The organism is Streptomyces sp. GbtcB7, from assembly GCF_019091445.1.
Classification (GTDB): Bacteria; Actinomycetota; Actinomycetes; order Streptomycetales; family Streptomycetaceae; genus Streptomyces; species Streptomyces mirabilis.
The window spans coordinates 63,870-80,605 of the sequence record NZ_JAGXJM010000008.1 but is presented as its reverse complement, the minus strand read 5'-3'; the positions used below and the strand labels follow the sequence as shown (position 1 = coordinate 80,605).

13 protein-coding genes are annotated in these 16,736 nt (G+C 71.5%); 6 read left to right on the top strand and 7 right to left on the bottom strand.

The features are described from left to right. Window positions 1–52 precede the first annotated feature (52 nt). A complete protein-coding gene (locus KVT44_RS15345; protein ID WP_308314014.1) occupies window positions 53–1,561 on the top strand; it encodes an MFS transporter in 1,509 nt (502 codons plus the stop codon). Here the strand turns inward: KVT44_RS15345 and KVT44_RS15340 are convergent. The 3 genes from KVT44_RS15340 to KVT44_RS15330 all read right to left on the bottom strand — a co-directional run bounded on the left by KVT44_RS15340 (window position 1,550) and on the right by KVT44_RS15330 (window position 4,166). Continuing rightward, entirely contained in the window at window positions 1,550–2,032 is a 483-nt protein-coding gene (locus KVT44_RS15340; RefSeq protein WP_099921957.1) for a GNAT family N-acetyltransferase, read from the bottom strand. The genes KVT44_RS15345 and KVT44_RS15340 overlap by 12 nt on opposite strands. Before the next feature lie 63 nt (window positions 2,033–2,095). Continuing rightward, window positions 2,096–3,502 (bottom strand): FAD-binding oxidoreductase, encoded by a 1,407-nt coding sequence (locus tag KVT44_RS15335; protein WP_217567454.1) that lies wholly within the window; start codon window positions 3,500–3,502, stop codon window positions 2,096–2,098. Window positions 3,503–3,512: 10 nt separating this feature from the next. Further along, window positions 3,513–4,166 carry a rhomboid-like protein gene (locus tag KVT44_RS15330; RefSeq protein WP_180292952.1) on the bottom strand — a complete coding sequence of 218 codons (654 nt, stop codon included), beginning with the start codon at window positions 4,164–4,166 and terminating at the stop codon, window positions 3,513–3,515. Between the two features lie 34 nt (window positions 4,167–4,200). Between KVT44_RS15330 and KVT44_RS15325 the strand changes: the two genes are divergently transcribed. Next, a complete protein-coding gene (locus tag KVT44_RS15325; RefSeq protein ID WP_308314012.1) occupies window positions 4,201–5,148 on the top strand; it encodes an aminoglycoside phosphotransferase family protein in 948 nt (315 codons plus the stop codon). A gap of 13 nt (window positions 5,149–5,161) precedes the next feature. On the opposite strand, the gene KVT44_RS15320 is transcribed toward KVT44_RS15325, so the two are convergent. Together KVT44_RS15320 and KVT44_RS15315 are read right to left on the bottom strand one after the other, a co-directional pair. Next, on the bottom strand, window positions 5,162–6,793 hold the full coding sequence (locus KVT44_RS15320; RefSeq protein WP_308314011.1) for an HEXXH motif domain-containing protein: 1,632 nt from the start codon (window positions 6,791–6,793) through the stop codon (window positions 5,162–5,164). A 119-nt stretch (window positions 6,794–6,912) separates the two neighbouring features. After that, complete coding sequence (locus KVT44_RS15315; protein WP_159055261.1) at window positions 6,913–7,083, bottom strand: hypothetical protein; 171 nt, start codon at window positions 7,081–7,083, stop codon at window positions 6,913–6,915. A 195-nt stretch (window positions 7,084–7,278) separates the two neighbouring features. Here KVT44_RS15315 and KVT44_RS15310 point away from each other — a divergent pair, with 195 nt between their 5' ends. From KVT44_RS15310 to KVT44_RS15295, 4 genes are all read left to right on the top strand, one after another. Continuing rightward, a complete protein-coding gene (locus tag KVT44_RS15310) occupies window positions 7,279–7,581 on the top strand; it encodes a trypco2 family protein (protein WP_054232450.1) in 303 nt (100 codons plus the stop codon). 3 nt (window positions 7,582–7,584) lie between these two features. After that, entirely contained in the window at window positions 7,585–8,700 is a 1,116-nt protein-coding gene (locus KVT44_RS15305; RefSeq protein ID WP_217567451.1) for a trypsin-like peptidase domain-containing protein, read from the top strand. Between the two features lie 119 nt (window positions 8,701–8,819). Beyond that, window positions 8,820–9,005: a hypothetical protein gene (locus KVT44_RS15300; RefSeq protein ID WP_143687814.1), complete on the top strand. Its 186-nt coding sequence runs from the start codon at window positions 8,820–8,822 to the stop codon at window positions 9,003–9,005. 14 nt (window positions 9,006–9,019) lie between these two features. After that, window positions 9,020–10,831, top strand: coding sequence for an HEXXH motif domain-containing protein (locus tag KVT44_RS15295; RefSeq protein WP_217567450.1), 1,812 nt, complete (start codon window positions 9,020–9,022; stop codon window positions 10,829–10,831). 10 nt (window positions 10,832–10,841) lie between these two features. On the opposite strand, the gene fxsT is transcribed toward KVT44_RS15295, so the two are convergent. Continuing rightward, complete coding sequence (gene fxsT, locus KVT44_RS60010) at window positions 10,842–14,744, bottom strand: FxSxx-COOH system tetratricopeptide repeat protein (RefSeq protein ID WP_217567449.1); 3,903 nt, start codon at window positions 14,742–14,744, stop codon at window positions 10,842–10,844. A gap of 415 nt (window positions 14,745–15,159) precedes the next feature. Then, window positions 15,160–16,581 carry a hypothetical protein gene (locus KVT44_RS15285; protein WP_143687812.1) on the bottom strand — a complete coding sequence of 474 codons (1,422 nt, stop codon included), beginning with the start codon at window positions 16,579–16,581 and terminating at the stop codon, window positions 15,160–15,162. Window positions 16,582–16,736: the final 155 nt, after the last annotated feature.

Here is a 16,736-nt window from a genome sequence, read left to right as displayed (position 1 = left end):
ATCAACTGCCCGGTAAGATGCGATACATACCAATTCATGGTCTTCTGGGCAAGTGAGCGCCACCCGATCAGGTGAACGCGGCGCCCCTGGAACCTCCGAAGGCGCCGACTCCCGCCGCTGGTGGGGCCTGGTGATCATCGCCCTCGCGCAGCTGATGGTCGTCCTCGACGCGACCATAGTGAACATCGCGCTTCCCTCCGCACAGCGCGCCCTGGGCATGTCCGACGGCAACCGGCAGTGGGTCATCACCGCGTACACGCTGGCCTTCGGTGGTCTCCTGCTGCTCGGCGGCCGGATCGCGGACCTCGTCGGCCGCAGACGCACCTTCGTCTTCGGCCTCATCGGCTTCGCGGCGGCCTCCGCGATCGGCGGCGCGGCCGGCAACTCGGCCATGCTCTACGGCGCCCGCGCTCTCCAAGGCGCCTTCGCCGCCGTCCTGGCCCCCTCCGCGCTCAGCCTGCTGACCACCACCTTCACCCAACCCAAGGAGCGCGGAAAGGCCTTCGGCGTCTACAGCGCCCTCGCGGGCAGCGGCTCGGCGATCGGACTCATCATGGGCGGGCTGCTGACCGAGTACCTGAACTGGCGCTGGTGCCTGTACGTCAACATCCCCATAGCCGTCATCGGGGTCTTCGGCGCGTTCGCGCTGCTGCCCGACCCCCCGGGCAACGCCCGCGCCCGGCTCGACATCCCCGGTGTGGTGCTCGGCTGCGGCGGACTGGTCACGATCGTCTACGGAGTCAGCGAGGCGGAGGCGCGCGGCTGGACGGACCCGCTGGTGCTGGCCCTCCTCGCGGGCGGAATCGTGCTGCTGACCGCGTTCGTGTACTGGCAGACGAGGGCCCCGAGCCCGCTCCTCCCGCTCCACATCATCAAGGACCGCACGCGCGCGGGCTGCTTCCTGACGATGGCCCTCGCCGTCATCGGCATGTTCGGCATTTTCCTGTTCATGACCTACTACCTGCAGGTCGTCCTCGGATACTCGCCCGTGTGGGCGGGCCTGGCCTTCCTGCCCATGACGGCCGCGATCGTCATCTGTACGACGCAGATCTCGGCGCGGCTGCTGCGCCGCGTGGCACCGCGCGTGCTGATGGTCCCCGGAGCACTCCTCGCGGCCTCCGGGATGCTGTTCTTCACCCGCCTCACGGTCGACGCCGACTACGCGGGCCGGCTGCTGCCCGGTCTGATCCTGATGGGCCTCGGCATGGGCCTGATCTTCATGCCGGTCTTCGCCACCGCCACCGCCGGGGTCGCCCCACAGGACTCCGGCGTGACCTCCGCGACGGTCAACACCTCACAGCAGGTGGGCGGTTCGATCGGTACGGCCCTGCTGAACACCATCGCCACCACCAGCGGCGCGGCGTACATCGCCGCGCACCTCACCAACACCGCCCGGAAGGCCCTGATCGTCCGCGAGGGCATCGTGCACGGCTACACGGTCGCCATCTGGTGGGCCGCCGGAATCATGCTCCTGGCCGGTCTGGTCGCGGGCCTCATGGTCACCGCGAGAACCCCCAGACACGCGGCCACACCGGCCCCCGTGCCCGAGTCAGTCCCCTGAACCCGGCTCCCCCAGCTCCCGCAGCGCCCCGTCCGTCAGCCGGTAGACCGTCCACTCGTCCTGCGGACGCGCGCCCAACGCCTCGTAGAACTCGATGGAAGGCCGGTTCCAGTTCAGGACCGACCACTCCAGACGCTCGTACCCGCGCTCGACGCAGATCCGTGCCAGCTCGGTGAGCAGCGCCTTCCCGTGCCCGCCGCCGCGCGCCCCGGGCCGGACGTACAGGTCCTCCAGGTAGATCCCGTGCACCCCGCGCCAGGTCGAGAAGTTCAGGAACCACAACGCGAAGCCGACCGGTTCCCCCGCCGCCTCCGCGATGTGCGCGAACGCGGCCGGCCGCTCCCCGAACAGCGCCTCGTGCAGCTGCTGCCGGGAGGCCTTCGCCTCGTCCGGCGCCTTCTCGTACTCGGCGAGTTCACGGACCATCGCGTGGATGACGGGGATGTCGTCGGGGGTCGCGGTGCGAATCATGGGCGCAGTTTCACACACACGTGAAGAACCCCTCGCAGGGGGACAGAAAGGTCCGCCCGGTGGTCAGTGCCGGCCCGCGACGCGGTCCGCCATGCGTGCGAGCCGCGACGACTGCGCACTGTGTGTAGTGAGTTCGCGGCGGTCGGCCGTGCGGTAGGTGGCGTACATGCCCTGCACGCCCAGCCAGCGAAACGGCTCCGGCTCCCACTTGCGGACCTTGTGGTCGACCCACGGGAGGGTGGTCAGGTCGGTCGGGCCCGCCTGGCCCGAGTCCTGCTGGATCAGGTCCCGCAGGGTGCGCGCGGCGAGGTTCGTCGTCGCGACGCCGGATCCGACGTAGCCGCCCGCCCAGCCGAGGCCGGTGGAACGGTCCAGGGTGACGGTGGCGCACCAGTCGCGGGGGACGCCGAGGACGCCCGACCAGGCGTGCGCCACCCGTACGCCGGCCAGGGAGGGGAAGAAGCGGACCAGGATCTCGTGGAGGGCGTCGATGGTCGCCTGCTGGGTGCGGCCGTCGTTGTCGGTGCGCGAGCCGAAGCGGTACGGGACGCCCCGGCCGCCGAGCGCGATGCGGTCGTCGGCGGTGCGCTGTGCGTACATGTAGGCGTGCGCCATGTCCCCGAGCGTCTCGCGGCCCTCCCAGCCGATCGTCGCCCACTGCTCGGGGGTCAGCCGCTCGGTCGCGATCATGGAGGAGTTCATGGGCAGCCAGGTGCGCTTCTGGCCCTTCAGGGAGGCCGTGAAGCCCTCCGTGCAGCGCAGGACGTAGGGGGCGCGCACAGTGCCGTACGGCGTGACCGCGTGCTTGGGGCGGATCTCCGTGACCGGCGTCTTCTCGTGGATCGTGACGCCGAGTGCCTCGGCGGCCGCCGCCAGCCCCTTGATGAGCTTCACCGGGTGCAGACGCGCCCCGTGCGGGGTCCAGGTCGAGCCGACCGCGTCCGCGACCCGGACGCGCTCGACGGTCTCCCGGGCGCCGTAGAGCTCGCGGTCCTTCTCGCCGTAGGAGAGCTCGTGCTCGTGGAAGGACTTCAGGCGGGCCAGCTGGGCGGGCGTGTAGGCCACTTCGAGGACGCCGCCCTGGTGGACGTCCGCCTCGATGCCCTCTTCGGCGGTGACCCGGACGACCTCGTCGACCGTCTCGTTCATCGCCTTCTGGAGACGGACCGCCGCCTCGTGGCCGTGCAGCTTGGCGTACCGGTCGCGGCCCGCGATGCCGTTGTAGAGCCAGCCGCCGTTGCGCCCGGAGGCGCCGTAGCCGCAGAACTTCTGCTCCAGGACGGTGACGCGCAGGAAGGGGGCCGCCTTCTTGAGGTAGTACGCGGTCCACAGGCCCGTGTAGCCGCCGCCGACGATCACGACGTCGGCGGTCGCGTCGCCCTGGAGGGGCTCGCGGGGCTCGGGCAGACCGTCGTCCGCGTACCAGAAGGAGATGCCGCCGTTGACCGTGCCGCTTCCTGCGCTGCTCATGGGCGGGACGTTAACCCCTGAGGGTGGCCAGTGTCTCCTTCGGATTCCATGCTTTTCCGCGGCCTCTGACCAGCGGATAGCAGCAGAGACCTATCAGGATCGATATGAAATGCCCGAAATCGGTGAAGGTACGGCCGGTGAGCAGCGGCAGGCCGTAGACCGCGAGGATGACCGCCAGATAGAGGTACCGCCACGGCATCGCGACGCGGTACGTGAGGACCCCTACGACGCCCGCCAGCGCGTAGCTCACCCCGATGTCCAGGGTGTCGACCGCCGAGTGCGGCGCCGCCCCGCGCCGGATCGCGCCCAGCAGCGCTCCCTCGCTGATCAGCGTCGCCAGGACGTGCGCGGCCACCGCGACCGCCAGCCAGCGCAGGGTGCCCAGCCAGCGCTCCGCCTGGGCGTGGAAAGCGGTGAACAGGACGGCGTACGGCAGCCAGAGACCGCCGTCGATCCACATCGCGCTGGTGATCAGCACCCGTACGGGGTTGTCCGACAGCTCGTGGATGTTCGTGGACCGCTGTCGCAGGAAGTCCTCTTCGAAATCCGGAGACATGTGGTGCAGAGCCACTGTGGTGACGAAGAGGACCGCCAGCCACACGTAGGTGCCGGGGGCACTGCGTAGGTAGCTCCCGGCGCGGTGCAGGGCCCCGTCAATACGCATGAGCCGCCTCACCGCCGCACGTAGGCTCGGCTCTGTGATCGACGTTCCGGTGGGTCTGGCCGCCTCGCAGGACAAGTACAACGGAGCGGCGGGGCGCGCCTTCGTCGCCGGGCTGCCCGAGCGGGCCGCGCACTTCCTGGAGCGCTGGGAGCTGCGCCTGGACGGCCCCTCCATGCACGGTGTCACGGCGCTGGTCCTGCCGGTGCTGCGAGCCGACGGCACCCCGGCCGTGCTCAAGCTCCAGCTCCTGGACGAGGAGAGCGCGGGTGAGCCGGCCGCCCTGCGTGTCTGGGACGGTGGCGCGGCCGTACGCCTCCTCGCCCACGACGAGGCCACCTGCACCCTGCTGCTCGAACGACTCGACCACACCCGCATGTTGACGCACCTCCCCGACACACGCGGGGCCGTCCTGGTCGTCGCGCGGCTGCTGGCCCGGCTGACGGCCGTACCGGCGCCGGAGGGGATGCGGCGGCTCGGTGACATCGCGGAGGCCATGCTGGAGCGGGTGCCGGGGGCCCTGAAACTGATCGCGGACCCGGCCGAGCGTCGTCTCGTCGAGGACTGCGCGGCGGCGGTGCGCGAGGTGGCGACCGAGCCGGGTGACCGTCTCCTCCACTGGGACCTCCATTACGACAACGTCCTCCAGGACCTCCGGGACCTCCAGGACCCCGACGGTCTCCAGGACGGGGGCGCCCGCTCCGTCGGCCGCGGGCCCTGGGTCGCCATTGACCCCAAGCCGCTCGCGGGCGACCCCGGCTTCGACCTCTGCCCGGCGCTCGGCAACCGCTTCGAGCCCGCCGAGATCCGCTGGCGCTTCGACGCGATGACCGACGTCATGGGCCTGGATCGCGAGCGGGCCCGTGCCTGGACCCTCGGTCGTGTCCTACAGAACACTCTGTGGGAAATCGAGGACGGCCGCCCGCTGGAGGCGGTCCAGCTGGAGATCGCGCGCCGACTGCGGGGCGCCCCGCGCGGAGCCTAGGTCCTACTTCGGCTCAGGTCCCGTTCGCGAGGGCGCGCCCCAGTGCCAGCGGATCGGCCTGTCCGTCCAGTTCGCCGTGCAGGGCCATCGCCAGTTCCGGGCGGGCCAGCAGACCGTCTCCCGCCGGGTCTCCGGCGGCCCGTGCCGCGAGGCCGAGCCCCACCCACGTCTCGGGGTCGCCGTCGCCGCGGCCGATGCGCGCACGGAACACGCTCAGGGCCTCGGCGGTGCGGCCTTCCACCAGGGCGATGTCCTCGAGGCGCGCGCCTGCGACCACCGCGCCGGGGTCGTCCCGTAGCGCCGCGAAGCCCGCGGGGTCCGCCAGCAGCCATCGCAGCAGCACCGCCCGGGTGTCGATGCCCCGCGCCGGACTGCCCGGGACGGGCCCGGGCTCGGGCTCGTCCGTCGTCCTGGGCAGCGGGTTTCCGTCGGCCCAGGCTGCCGCGTGGGCGCGGAGGGTCCCCGGCGCGGGCCGCAGATGGCAGGCGCGCCAGGTGGCACGGTGGTCGGCGACCGCCAGGGCCGCCGCGGCCCGGACCCGGGCGTCGACCGGTTCGTCGAGCCAGGGCTCGATGCGCCGCGTCAGCTCGGCCACCAGCCGCCGCCCCAGATCGTTGAGCCCGTCCGCCGAGCCGACGGCGCGCAGCGCGTACGCGGTCTGGCTGCGCCACAGCGCGAACTCGAACTGTCCGAGGGCGTGGCCGCGCCGCCGCCAGAACGCGGTGACGCCGAAGAAGGCGTACACGCCCTGGAGCAGCCCGCCCAGGGGACGGGGGTCGTCGCGCCAGGGGGCGTAGTGGAGCCGGGTGCCCTGGTCGTCGTACAGGGTGAACAGGTGCATGAACGCGCTGAGCTTGTTGTGCTGGAACTCGTGCACCAGCGTCGAGGCGAACTGCTCGGCGTCGTCCGGGGCCGATGCCAGGGCGGTGCCGAAGGCGTCGCCCGAGGACGCGCTGTGCGGCCGGAACCGCTCGGCGCGCGGACGGGGCACCACCGACACCAGCCCACCGGCCAGCGCCTCGGCCACCTCGGTGTCGGTGCGCCGCAGGATGTCCCAGGCAGGGCCGAACAGTTCCTGCCACTCGGCGGTGGAGTCGATCGGTTCCACCCCGGCCGGTGCGCGCAGGTCGCGGTAGGGGTCGGTGTCGTCCAGGAGCAGGGTGCAGCCGTCGGCGCGCAGTTCGGTCAGGGCATGCCAGTCCGGCCCCCCGAGTGGGCGTCCGCCGATCCGCACGGATCCCGCGGAGGCGCTGACCTCGGCCACGTCCCAGTCCGCCCGGCCGGGCACCCGCATCGCCCCGAGCGCGGGCAGGACCACCCAGCCGTGGCGGACCGGAACGTCGGTACGGAACTCCAGGCCGACGCGGACGGCCGCGGCTGCGGCGATCGCGTGGAGGTGCCCTGTGTCCGCCCAGAGGGGTGCGTCGTCCTGGGCCGTCCCGCGCAGCCGGCGCAGCGTGTGCGCCGCCCACACGCCCACGGCCGGATACGCCAGCAGGTCTTCCACCGCCTCCTTGGACACGGCCCAGGCGCGCGACAGCAACTTCCAGCCGTCCGCCAAGGGGGGCAGGGGGCCGGCCGGTGCCGTCGCGGCCGAGTCCAGCAGGGCCCGGACGACGAGCAGCCGCCAGCTCCGCTCGCTCACACGCAGACGGACCACCGTCGCGGGGCCGCCCCCACCGCACAGCAGTTCGTCGAACGACTGCGACGGCAGAACGTGGGGCAGAACGTGGGACCGGGCCGTCTGGTGCACCTCTCGCGCCGCTACGCGTCGCGCTGCGGGTTGTAGCCGCCGAGGCTGCTCGCGGGGTCGTCGATACGGCTGAGCAGTCGGCGCATGGAGCCCTGCGCGGACGGCAGGTCCAGCTGGGGCCACGCGTCCAGCGGAACGTCGCTGAGGTCGATCAGCTCGGACTCGACTCCGGACTTCTCCATGGCGGCGCCCCTGTAACAGTGAAGTGATGCGATCAATGCCTTAGATATCACTGAATATGGCGTTTCCAGGGATTTCAGGCTACTTGAGTGACCCTATTGCATCAAAGCCGTCACGCAGGGCCACAGCGCGGAATCGGCCCGGATCGGGTGACGGAAGGGCGGTGGGAGCACGGCCGGTGGGGGTAGGGACCGGGTGTGATTGAACTCGCTGAACTGATCGAGGAGTTGCGCAGGGAACTGACCGCGGCCCGGACGGCCGCGGAGGGGGAGGATCTGTACTTCGAGGTGGGTCCGGTGGAGCTGGAGGCGGCCGTGGTCGTGGAGCGGTCGGCGACGGCGGGCGGCAAGATCCGCTTCTGGGTGGTGGAGGCGGGCGCGGACGGACGGGTGGCGGACAGCGTCACGCACCGGGTGAAGCTGACGCTCGACCCACGCACCCACAGCGGCGGCGGACGGGCCCCGTGGGTGGGCGGGGCCGAGGCCGAACGAGAGCGCTGAGCCGTGGCGGCACAGGATCCGCGCCGCGGACTGGATCCGGTCCGGGTGGCGGAGGTGATGGTGCGACCGCTCGCGGGGCGGGGCCCCGGACGGCGCGGCTCCGGCTACCGGGTGGGTCCCTGGTGGGTGCTCACCGCCGCACACGTCGTCCGTGACGCGAGAACGGGAGCCACCGACGTACGGTTCGAGGCCGACCGCGCCGACGAGTGGACCGTGGCCGCCCGGGTGGTACTGGCCTCGGAGAAGGCCGACGTGGCACTCCTCGAACTGGACGGATCCGCGCCGCGCGGCGTCCACGCGGCCGTGACCGAACCTCCCTCGTACGGGGCCGTGCCCGACGCGGACCTCGTCCTGCCGTGCAGCGCGATGGGCTTCCCCCGGTTCAAGCTGCGCGAGGACCGGATGCGACGGCTCGACGACGGCTCGGCGTCCCAGTACCGCGACTCCTGCCACGCGACGGGCATGACCTCGGTGCTGTCCAACCGGCGCGAGGGCACGCTCGAACTCGCCGTCACCCCGCCCGAGTCGGACGCCGAGCCGGACCGGTCGCCCTGGGAGGGCATGTCGGGCGCGGCTGTCTGGCACGACGACGCGATCGTCGGCCTGGTCAGCGCGCACCACCGCACGGACGGTCTCGGCCGCCTCGCCGCCGTCCGCGTGGACCGCTGGTACGAGCTGTTGACCAGGTCCGAACTGGCCCTGCTGCACGAGTGCGCCGGCCTGCCCGCGTCGGCGCCCGAGCTGCCCCGCATCCCGTCCGCACCGACCGCCGCCGCGGGCCCGGTCACCCTGGCCGACCTGCGCGAAGACCTGCCGCTGCGCGAACTCGACGGCCTGGTGGGCGCGTTGACGGCACTGCCTACGGTGAGCGACCGCACCACCCTGGCCCTGGTCCTGGGCAGCATCAACCCGGCCATCGCGGCCATGAGTCCGAGGACACCGGCGCTGAGACCGGACGTGTTCGGAATCCTGCGGACCTGCCTGCGCTACCCGGGGACCTTGGACCAACTCCTCGAAGCGATACGGTTGGTGGAGGGCGACTCCGCCGGGGTGGCCCGCATGGACGAAGAGGCGGTGGAGTTGTCCCGGCGCCACCGCCGAGCCGGTGAGAGCCGCTGACCTGATATGGCGGGGCCGCGCGGGCGCGGGGTTTCATACTCCGTGCGGTGGGTCATTATCAGGAGGATGCGAGCCGCCAGCATCCACAAATGCAGCCGGGGGGAAGGGGTTTGGCCGTCATGGAGCCGACTGTGGCCGCCGTCGAGTCCAGCCTGGTCGATCTCGCGGGGGTGTCTCTTGAAACGCTGCGCTCCATGGACAGCCGAGTTCTCGCCGCTTCGGTACAGGAACTACTGCCAGGAATCGACCACCAGCTGGCCAGCGTCGCCGGCGTCGACGGCGGCCGCGGCGAGCGTCTCGACTGACGCCGGGGCCGCGTATGAGCGCTGAGCCGCCCCTGCCTCGCCATCACCTTCCACCCGACAGGCTGGCCGAACTGGTCCGCGGCGAGGGCGGTCCGGCCACTGTCGACCTTTTGCTCGGCGGCGAGCGGAGCCGCCGTCTGCTGCTGTTGCGGATGCTCGACGACGCCACCGACCTCGGCCCCGCTTGGAACCTTCTCAGCGAAGCGCAGCACCGCGCCCCGCATGTCGTCGACGACCTGCTCATGTATCCGCAGACGGGCATGTGGCTGACCACGGCGCTGCGCCGACTGCGCGGCAGGGCGCCGAAGGAGGAGCCGCCGCTGTGGGTGGAGCTCGGCCACATGCAGGCCCTCGCGGCCGCCGCGGCGCTACGCGCGGAGCTCGACTTCTCCATCGAGGTCCCGGTGCGGCACGGCCGGGTATCGCTGCCGACCCTCGGCTGTGCCGTACTGCCGGTGGCGGAACCCTGGGCAAGGGCCACGGTACGGGCCGAGGGCGGACGCACGGTGGTCGAGACGGCCGGGGTCGAGGTCGCCGTACCGTCGGCGGCCGGATCGGCGGGACCCGGGTGGCATCCGGTACGCCGACTCACGGTCGGCCCGAAAGAGCGGCAACTCGACATCGCTCTGGACGACGTGGACCCGTACCGCACCTATCCGGAGCCGACAGAGCCGCGCCCGCTGTCCGGTGAGGCCGCGGCGCAGTGGCGGCGGATGCTGGAGCAGGCTTGGGAGTTACTGCTGCGAGAGCAGCCCGAAACGGCCGAGGCGATGCGGCGGGGGATGTTCTCGCTGACACCGACCCCGGCAGGCGAAAGGTTTCGGCCGCGCAGTGTGAGCGCGGGGGACGCCTTCGGCGGCGTCGAGGCCTCGGAGCCGGACGACGCCGTACAGCTGGCCGTCACCCTCGTACACGAGTTCCAGCACACCAAACTGGGCGGACTGCTCCATCTGACGCCCCTGCTGACACACGGCTCCGACGGGATCAAGGAGCTGTGGTACGCCCCCTGGCGCAACGATCCCCGGCCGCTTGAGGGGCTGCTCCAGGGCATCTACGCGTTCGCGGGGATCGCCCGCTTCTGGCGCGAACACCGCCGGGCCACGTCCGCGCGGTCCGCCATGGCCCACTTCGAGTTCGCACTGTGGCGGACCCACGTGGCGACCGCGATGGAACAGGTTCACCACCATCCTCGTCTGACGCCCCTCGGCACGACTCTGCTGGACACGCTGCGCGACCACTGCGCGCAGTGGCTGGCGGAGCCCGTTCCCGAGGAGTATCTGGCCCTCGCGCGGCTGTGCGCCGACGACAACCTCGCCCGTTGGCGGGCCCACCACCGTCGGCCTCCCACACCGGCGGTCGAGGCGACCGTACGCGCGTGGCTGGACGGGGCGAGCAGGCCGCCCCGCTCCCTGGCGTCCGAGCCCGAGATCGTGCCCGACCCCTCGGCACGCTGGCTGGACAGCCTGGCGATCCTCGTCCGTCACCGCCTCAGCGGCGTTGACGACGACCGGATCCCACTCGACGCACCCGAGAAGGCCGCGGCCCGGGTCACCGGAGCACTCACCGGTGACGCCCTGCTGGCCGTGGGCGACGCGACGGCCGCCCGGCACGCGTACCTGGCACACCTGGCTGCGGAGCCCGGTCCGGCCGGCGCCTGGGCCGGCCTCGGCCGCGCCCTCGCCGTGGCGGACACCGAACCGAGGGCGGCCCGCCTGCTGTGCCACCACCCGGAACGCGCGCGAGCGGTTCACCAGGCCCTGCTCCGGATCACGGGCACCGCACCGGACCCGATCCGCCTTGCCACCTGGCTCGAGCCCCCGGTCTGACCGGCGGGGATCACATCGGCATCGGGTCGATGTCGCAGTCGCTGCGCTGCCTGGACCGGGCCTGCGCGGTCGCCGGGTGGGGAGCGGATTCGGCGGAGTTGAGGCGGGGCTCGTCCAAAACCCTCTCCATACGCGCCAAGGTGTCCTCGCGCAGCGCCTCGCCCTCCGCCTCCTCGCCAAGGGCGATGAGGTCCAAGGAGAGGTTCGCCGCGCCCACCAGCGTGGTCGGATGGTTCTCACCCATCCGCGTCCGGCACAACGCCACCGTCTTCTCTCCGAGTTCGCGTGCTTCCGCCACCCTGCCCAGCGCACTCAGGTCGCTCGCCAGGTTGATGGCACAGGCCAGCACGATCGGATGGCTCGCCCCGAGGCGCGCGGTCAGCGACTCCAGTGCCGCCTCGTCCAGTTGCCTGGCCTGCTCCACCCGGCCCAGCAGCCGCAGCGTCACCGCCAGGTCGACGTCGGCCGACACGGCGTGCGGGTGGTCAGGCCGGAAGATGGTGCGGAAGCCTTCGCAGGCCTTCTCACCACGCTCCCGCGCCTCCTCCAGATCGCCGTTGTGCCGCAGCGCCACCGACAACGCGAGCGCGGCAGTCTGGGACTCCGGATGGGTGGCACCGTAGCGCCGGGTGAACTGGTCGAACGTCTCACGTGCCAGTTCCAGCGCGGTGACGTGGTCGCCCTCCTTGCGGCACGCCTCGCTCAGTTGGCGCATGGACCGCAACGTCGTGGGGTTCCCGGCCCCGAAGGTCGCCCGGTACCCGTCGACGACCGCCTGCTGAAGCGAACGCGCGCCGACGTAGTCACCCGTCTCACGCACGTCGACCGCGACGCTCGCCTCGGTCACCAGTGCCTGCTGGTGATCGCGGCCGAACAGCCGTGTCTTCATCGCGTGCGTGTGCCGGTCCAGTTCCAGCGCGCGCTGGAACTCGCCGACCACCCGCAGGCTCACCCCGAGGTTGTGGGCGGTGACCAGCGTGGTCGGGTCGTCCTCGCCGAAGGCACGCCGAGCCCGTTCGTAGGCCATCTCGTCGAGTTCGGCTCCGGCGAGGAAGTCCCCCTGATGGCGCCGTACCGCGGCTTCGAGGTTCAGCGCGACCAGCGCGTCCTCACGGGTGTCCTCCTGGTCCGCGGGCGCGGTGCGGGCGTAGACCGCCTGGAACGAGGCCACGACCCGGGAGGCGTCCTCGTGGCGCCCCACCATCAGATACAGGAAGCCCAGCCACCAGCCCATGAGGAGCGCCTGCTGGTCCTCCTCCCCGAACAGCCGCTGCCAGGTGCCCCAGGCCTGCTCCGAGAACTCGAGGGCAACCCGGTGGTCACCCCAGTACCACAGGTACTTGGCGACGTTCATCACCAGCTCGCGCACCCACGGCTGGTCGGACTCGACGGCGTCCGACGCGATGACATGGCCGTACAACTCGGCGTAGCGAGGCCAGTTGGCCGCCTGGTTGGGCCCCTTCGGGTCGGCGGCAGCAAGCAGTGTGTGGGCCCCATTGCGCATGCGTTTCTGTTCCTCTGGGGTCATACGGTGGATCAGCACGGCCTGGACGAGGCGGTGCATCTCGATCGAATTGGTCCGGTGGTCGACACGGGCGAGCGAGTAGCGGTTGATCTCCCGTATGGCACGGGCCAGCCGCATCGGGTCGTTGAGGGCCCGGTCCAGCTCGGGGTCGATCCTGGAACCGCCGAGACCGGAGAAGATCGAGCGCGAGATGGGGTCGGGCGCGAAGTAGGAGCACAGCTGGAGCAGACGCAGGGCTGCGGGGCTGCGGGTCTCCAGGTGGTCGAGCGAGACGTTCCACGCGGCCGCGACGGGAAGCTGGTAGTCCGGCGGCGGGGACACCTCGAGGAGCTCATTGCGCTTGTGCTCGAACAGACGCAGGTACTCCGAGACGGGCATCCCGGTCTCCGCCCGCCACGCGGCGGCCTGTTCCAGGGCGAGCGGGAGGTCGCCCAGCGCGTCGGCGAGCCGGTCCGCCTCGGCGTCGGCGAGATCCTCCCCGTAGGCGCTGGAACGCCGCAGCAGCTCCTTGCTCTCCTCCCGGGTGAAGACATCGACCTCCAGGGAGGGACCCACGACGCTCCAGCGCCGGTTGCGGGAGGTGACGAGGATGGTGCCGCTGCCGCCCGTGGGGAAGTAGTCGCGGACGCGTTCGGGGCTGTCGGCGTTGTCGAAGATCAGCAGCCAGCGGGAGTACGGCCGGCCCTCGCGCAGCGCCTCCCGCACCGCGGGGCCCGCGATGTTCGCCTCGGCGCTGGTGCCCAGGCCGAGCCGCTGGGCGAGTTCCACCAGGGCCTGGCCGATCTGGCCGGGGCGCTCGGCGGGGATCCACCAGACGATGTCGTACTCCGACTGATGCCTGTACGCGTATTCGATCGCCATCTGGGTCTTCCCGACACCACCCATGCCGTGGATGGCTTCGGGCAGCACGGTGGTCGTGCCTTCCCGAAGGCGCTCGCTCAGTCGCTCCAGAAGGTCCACACGGCCGGTGAAGTTCGGGTTGCGCGGGGGGATGTTCCCCCAGATGCGCGGCTGCGCCGAACGCGCGTTCTCCACCGTGGGCTGCTGCGTGGTGGCCATGTTCGTGGCTCCTTCTGAAGTTGTCTCGGGCCCCCTCGGGGCGTGTGCGGCATCCCGCTGGGCCCGGGTGGTGGGGTCCTGGTGCCGCGTGTGGGTACGTGCGTCCTTGCCCAGGTTGACCGTGTTCTGCAGGTCGTACGCGCGCACTGCCCGCGCGAGACGCTCGGCCTGGGGCAGGAAGCGTCCGGACAGGGCGCGCAGCGCGGCCAGTTCGATGCGCAGGAACGCCACGTTCCGCGGGGTCACGGGCGGCACAACGGTCGTCTCGAGGAGTTCGTCCGCGGCGGGCAGGACCGGGTCGGAGCCCTCCGGGACCGCCATCAGCACCCGTACGTCGTGCAGCACCCGGACGGTGTCCCGGCGGCGGGCCAGCGCCAATAACTCCTGGCGGATGTTCGGGCCGAAGGAGAAGACCACGTCGGCCGCGCGTTCGGCCTCCGCGCCCGCGGGCCGCACCAGACCACTCATCAGCAGTTCGGTGAGGTGGGCGGGTCCGGCACCCGGCACCGAGGCCGTCAGGGCGCTCATGACGGGCAGCGTCAGAGGAGCCGCCGCGAGGCGGGTGGCCAGCGCGAACGCGGTGGGCGAGGCGGCGGCCCGGAACTCCGAGACGCGCTCCCACGGGGGTACGGCGCTGGCGGGGTCGGGCACGTCGTCGACCCAGGGCACGGCACGCGCGGCGTCCGGCCGCTGCTTCCAGTCGCGGGCCCGCACGCCCGACATCTCCACGCCGTCCGAGGCCCGGCCCGTCACCAGGTCGACCCAGCCGGTGAGGGAGTGACCGGTCCGCTCCAGGACCGGGACGGGCACCACGCCGGCCCGTGCCGCCGTGTCGTCGTCCACCGGTTCGAGGGGTGAGGTGCGCAGCTCCCAGCCCAGGGAGTCGTTGGGCGCCCAGGGGTGCCCGGAGCGCAGGCGCATGCGGTAGACGTCCAAGCCGGTACGGAACCAGAGCCTTTGGGGCAGCAGGTGCATGACCGCGAGGGGCTCGGAGCGGCCAAGTTCGCGCAGCAGCGGCAGCACCGCGTCCGAACGCCAGCCCGCGGCCAGCCCGTCGGTCAGTACCAGCACCACCCGGTGTTCGCCCACGGGCGGGGGCAGGTGCTCCAGCCGGATCCGGCCCGGCTCGGTGTCGTCCGAACTCAGCAGCCGTAAGCGGGTGATCGGGCCCAGCGCCTCCTGGCGGGCGAGTTCGTCGGCCAGTCGGGTGACCGTCTCGTCCCAGACCCGCATGGTCACGTAGTCGTCGACCACGAGCAGTACGTCCGGCGGCACGTCCGGGCGGTCCGCGGAAGAAGCCCGTCCGAGGCCACGCAGGGCGTGCGACACCACGTCGAGTGACGCGTCGTCAGAAGCCGATGCCGATGCGGATACCGATGCGGATACCGATGCCGATGCGGATGGTGGTCGTGGACCGTCGTCACACTGCATAAGCGCCCTCAGAGCGTCCGGTCATGCCCGACGACGGAGGGAGCACCGAGGAGGAGTCCCGCAGTCCGCGGGCATGCGTGACATCCACGTGCCAAGCCTGGCAGTGGTCTGCTTGCGGTGCAACATGGCAGGCCACAGGAGACGGTAGAAGGGTCCGAAAGTCAATCGCCGGGTGGTACTTGCCCCCTGGGGACAGCCGGTGGCGCTGTCTCATCAATAGCCTGACAGTCGGCGCTGACGTGTGCAAGACCGTGTGGCATCCGCCTCCGCGCGCCGGTCGGAGGCCCCTTCCGGGCCATGGGCGCATGATGACCTACACCGGTCCGGGCGGACTCGGCTTGCGCTCGGGATCGTCGAGCAGAATGGCCAGATGGCGACCCACGTGCAGGTCCCACGCCCCGGGGCCTAGGGCCAGCGCGTCCTTGCGCCACTCCCCGACCCGTTCCGCCAGGCTGCCCAGCCCCCGGTCCTGGAGTATCTCGCCGATGGCGTCCTTGAATTTCGGGTCCCCGCAGTCGTTGCGGTGCCAGATCATCGCGGGCACCCCGGCCCGCAGCCCGGCGAGGACCTCGCGGCGGCCGGTGCCCGACTCGTCGCCCGGGGGCTGGCTGAGCACCAGGCACACCGCGTGCCGGTCCTCCTTCAGCTCACGCTCCAGATGGAAGAAGTACGCCTCGTCCTGCGCCGGGCTGCTCCAGTGCGGGTGGCTGTCCGCCGGGCGCTCCCGCAGCTGCCGCCACTTGTGGTGCCAGGGCCGGTGCCAGGCGGCCCGCTGCAGGCGCTCGATGCTGCGCACCACCACCGGATAGTCCATGACCAGCGGGGTCGGGGCCTCGGAGCCGGACTCCTTCGACCACCACTCCACGGGCTCGTTGAGCAGCTCCCAGGGCAGGATGAACTCCAGGATCACCGGCTGCCGCAGGTCGGCCCACTTCTCCTCGGCCTCCTCTATCAGTCGCTCCACCGCGCCCGGGAGCTCCTCCCGGCCCAGGTGGACGGTCTCGCCGCGCACGGGATGCCAGCCCTCGGAGTCGGACTGGCGCCAGTGCGAGAGGTAGTACCTGTCCGGCTCGATGCGGTCCGGCTCGAACTGGATCATCAGATACGCGGGGACGAGGGAGGGCGCGGGCTGCGGAAAGTCCGAGTGCTGCCAGTCCGCCAGCAGGCCCTCCATGCCCAGGGCGAGGGTCTGGGTGCGGTTGAAGCGGCGCAGTACCTCGGCGGCCTCCGACTGGCCGTCCTCCATCAGCCGATCGGCCGACAGCGCCAGGAAGGCCATGCTGGGCGGGAGTTCACCGGCCGGCGAGTTCTCGCCCGCCAGCCGCAGGAAGACCTGCCACCCCGTCTGGCACCACCCGGGCAGCTCCTGGACCCGGGAGCGGCTCGCGCGGCGCGCCATGACGGCCAGATCCGTGGAGCCCATCGCCAGCAGGACGGGCCGCAGGTGACCGAGATCGGCGTTGTTGAAGAAGTCGACGGCCTCCCACTCGTCCACGAGCGGCCACAGCTCGGCGACCGTCGCCGACTGCTGTTCCACGTACTCCAGCGACCGCACCAGGCAGGCCAGGCCGTCACCGACGGCCGTGCACTCCTTCACCACCTGTAACAGCCACGGCCGCAGCCGATCGCCGCCGAAGGGTTCCACGGGCGCGGCCAGTTCACCGGCCAGCAGATCCCGCCAGACCTCGCGGCTGCTCCCCTGGCTCACCGTGGCCGACCCCTGCAACGCGTCCACGATGGAGACAATGAGCTCGTTGCGGACCCGATCCGGACTGCGCCCTCTCACCCCGTTACCTCCACACAGCTGGCGCGGCACCCTGATGGTGCCCAACAGGGTAAGGCCGTAAAGCGGGGCATGGCAGGGAAAAACACGGGCACCACCGCGGGATG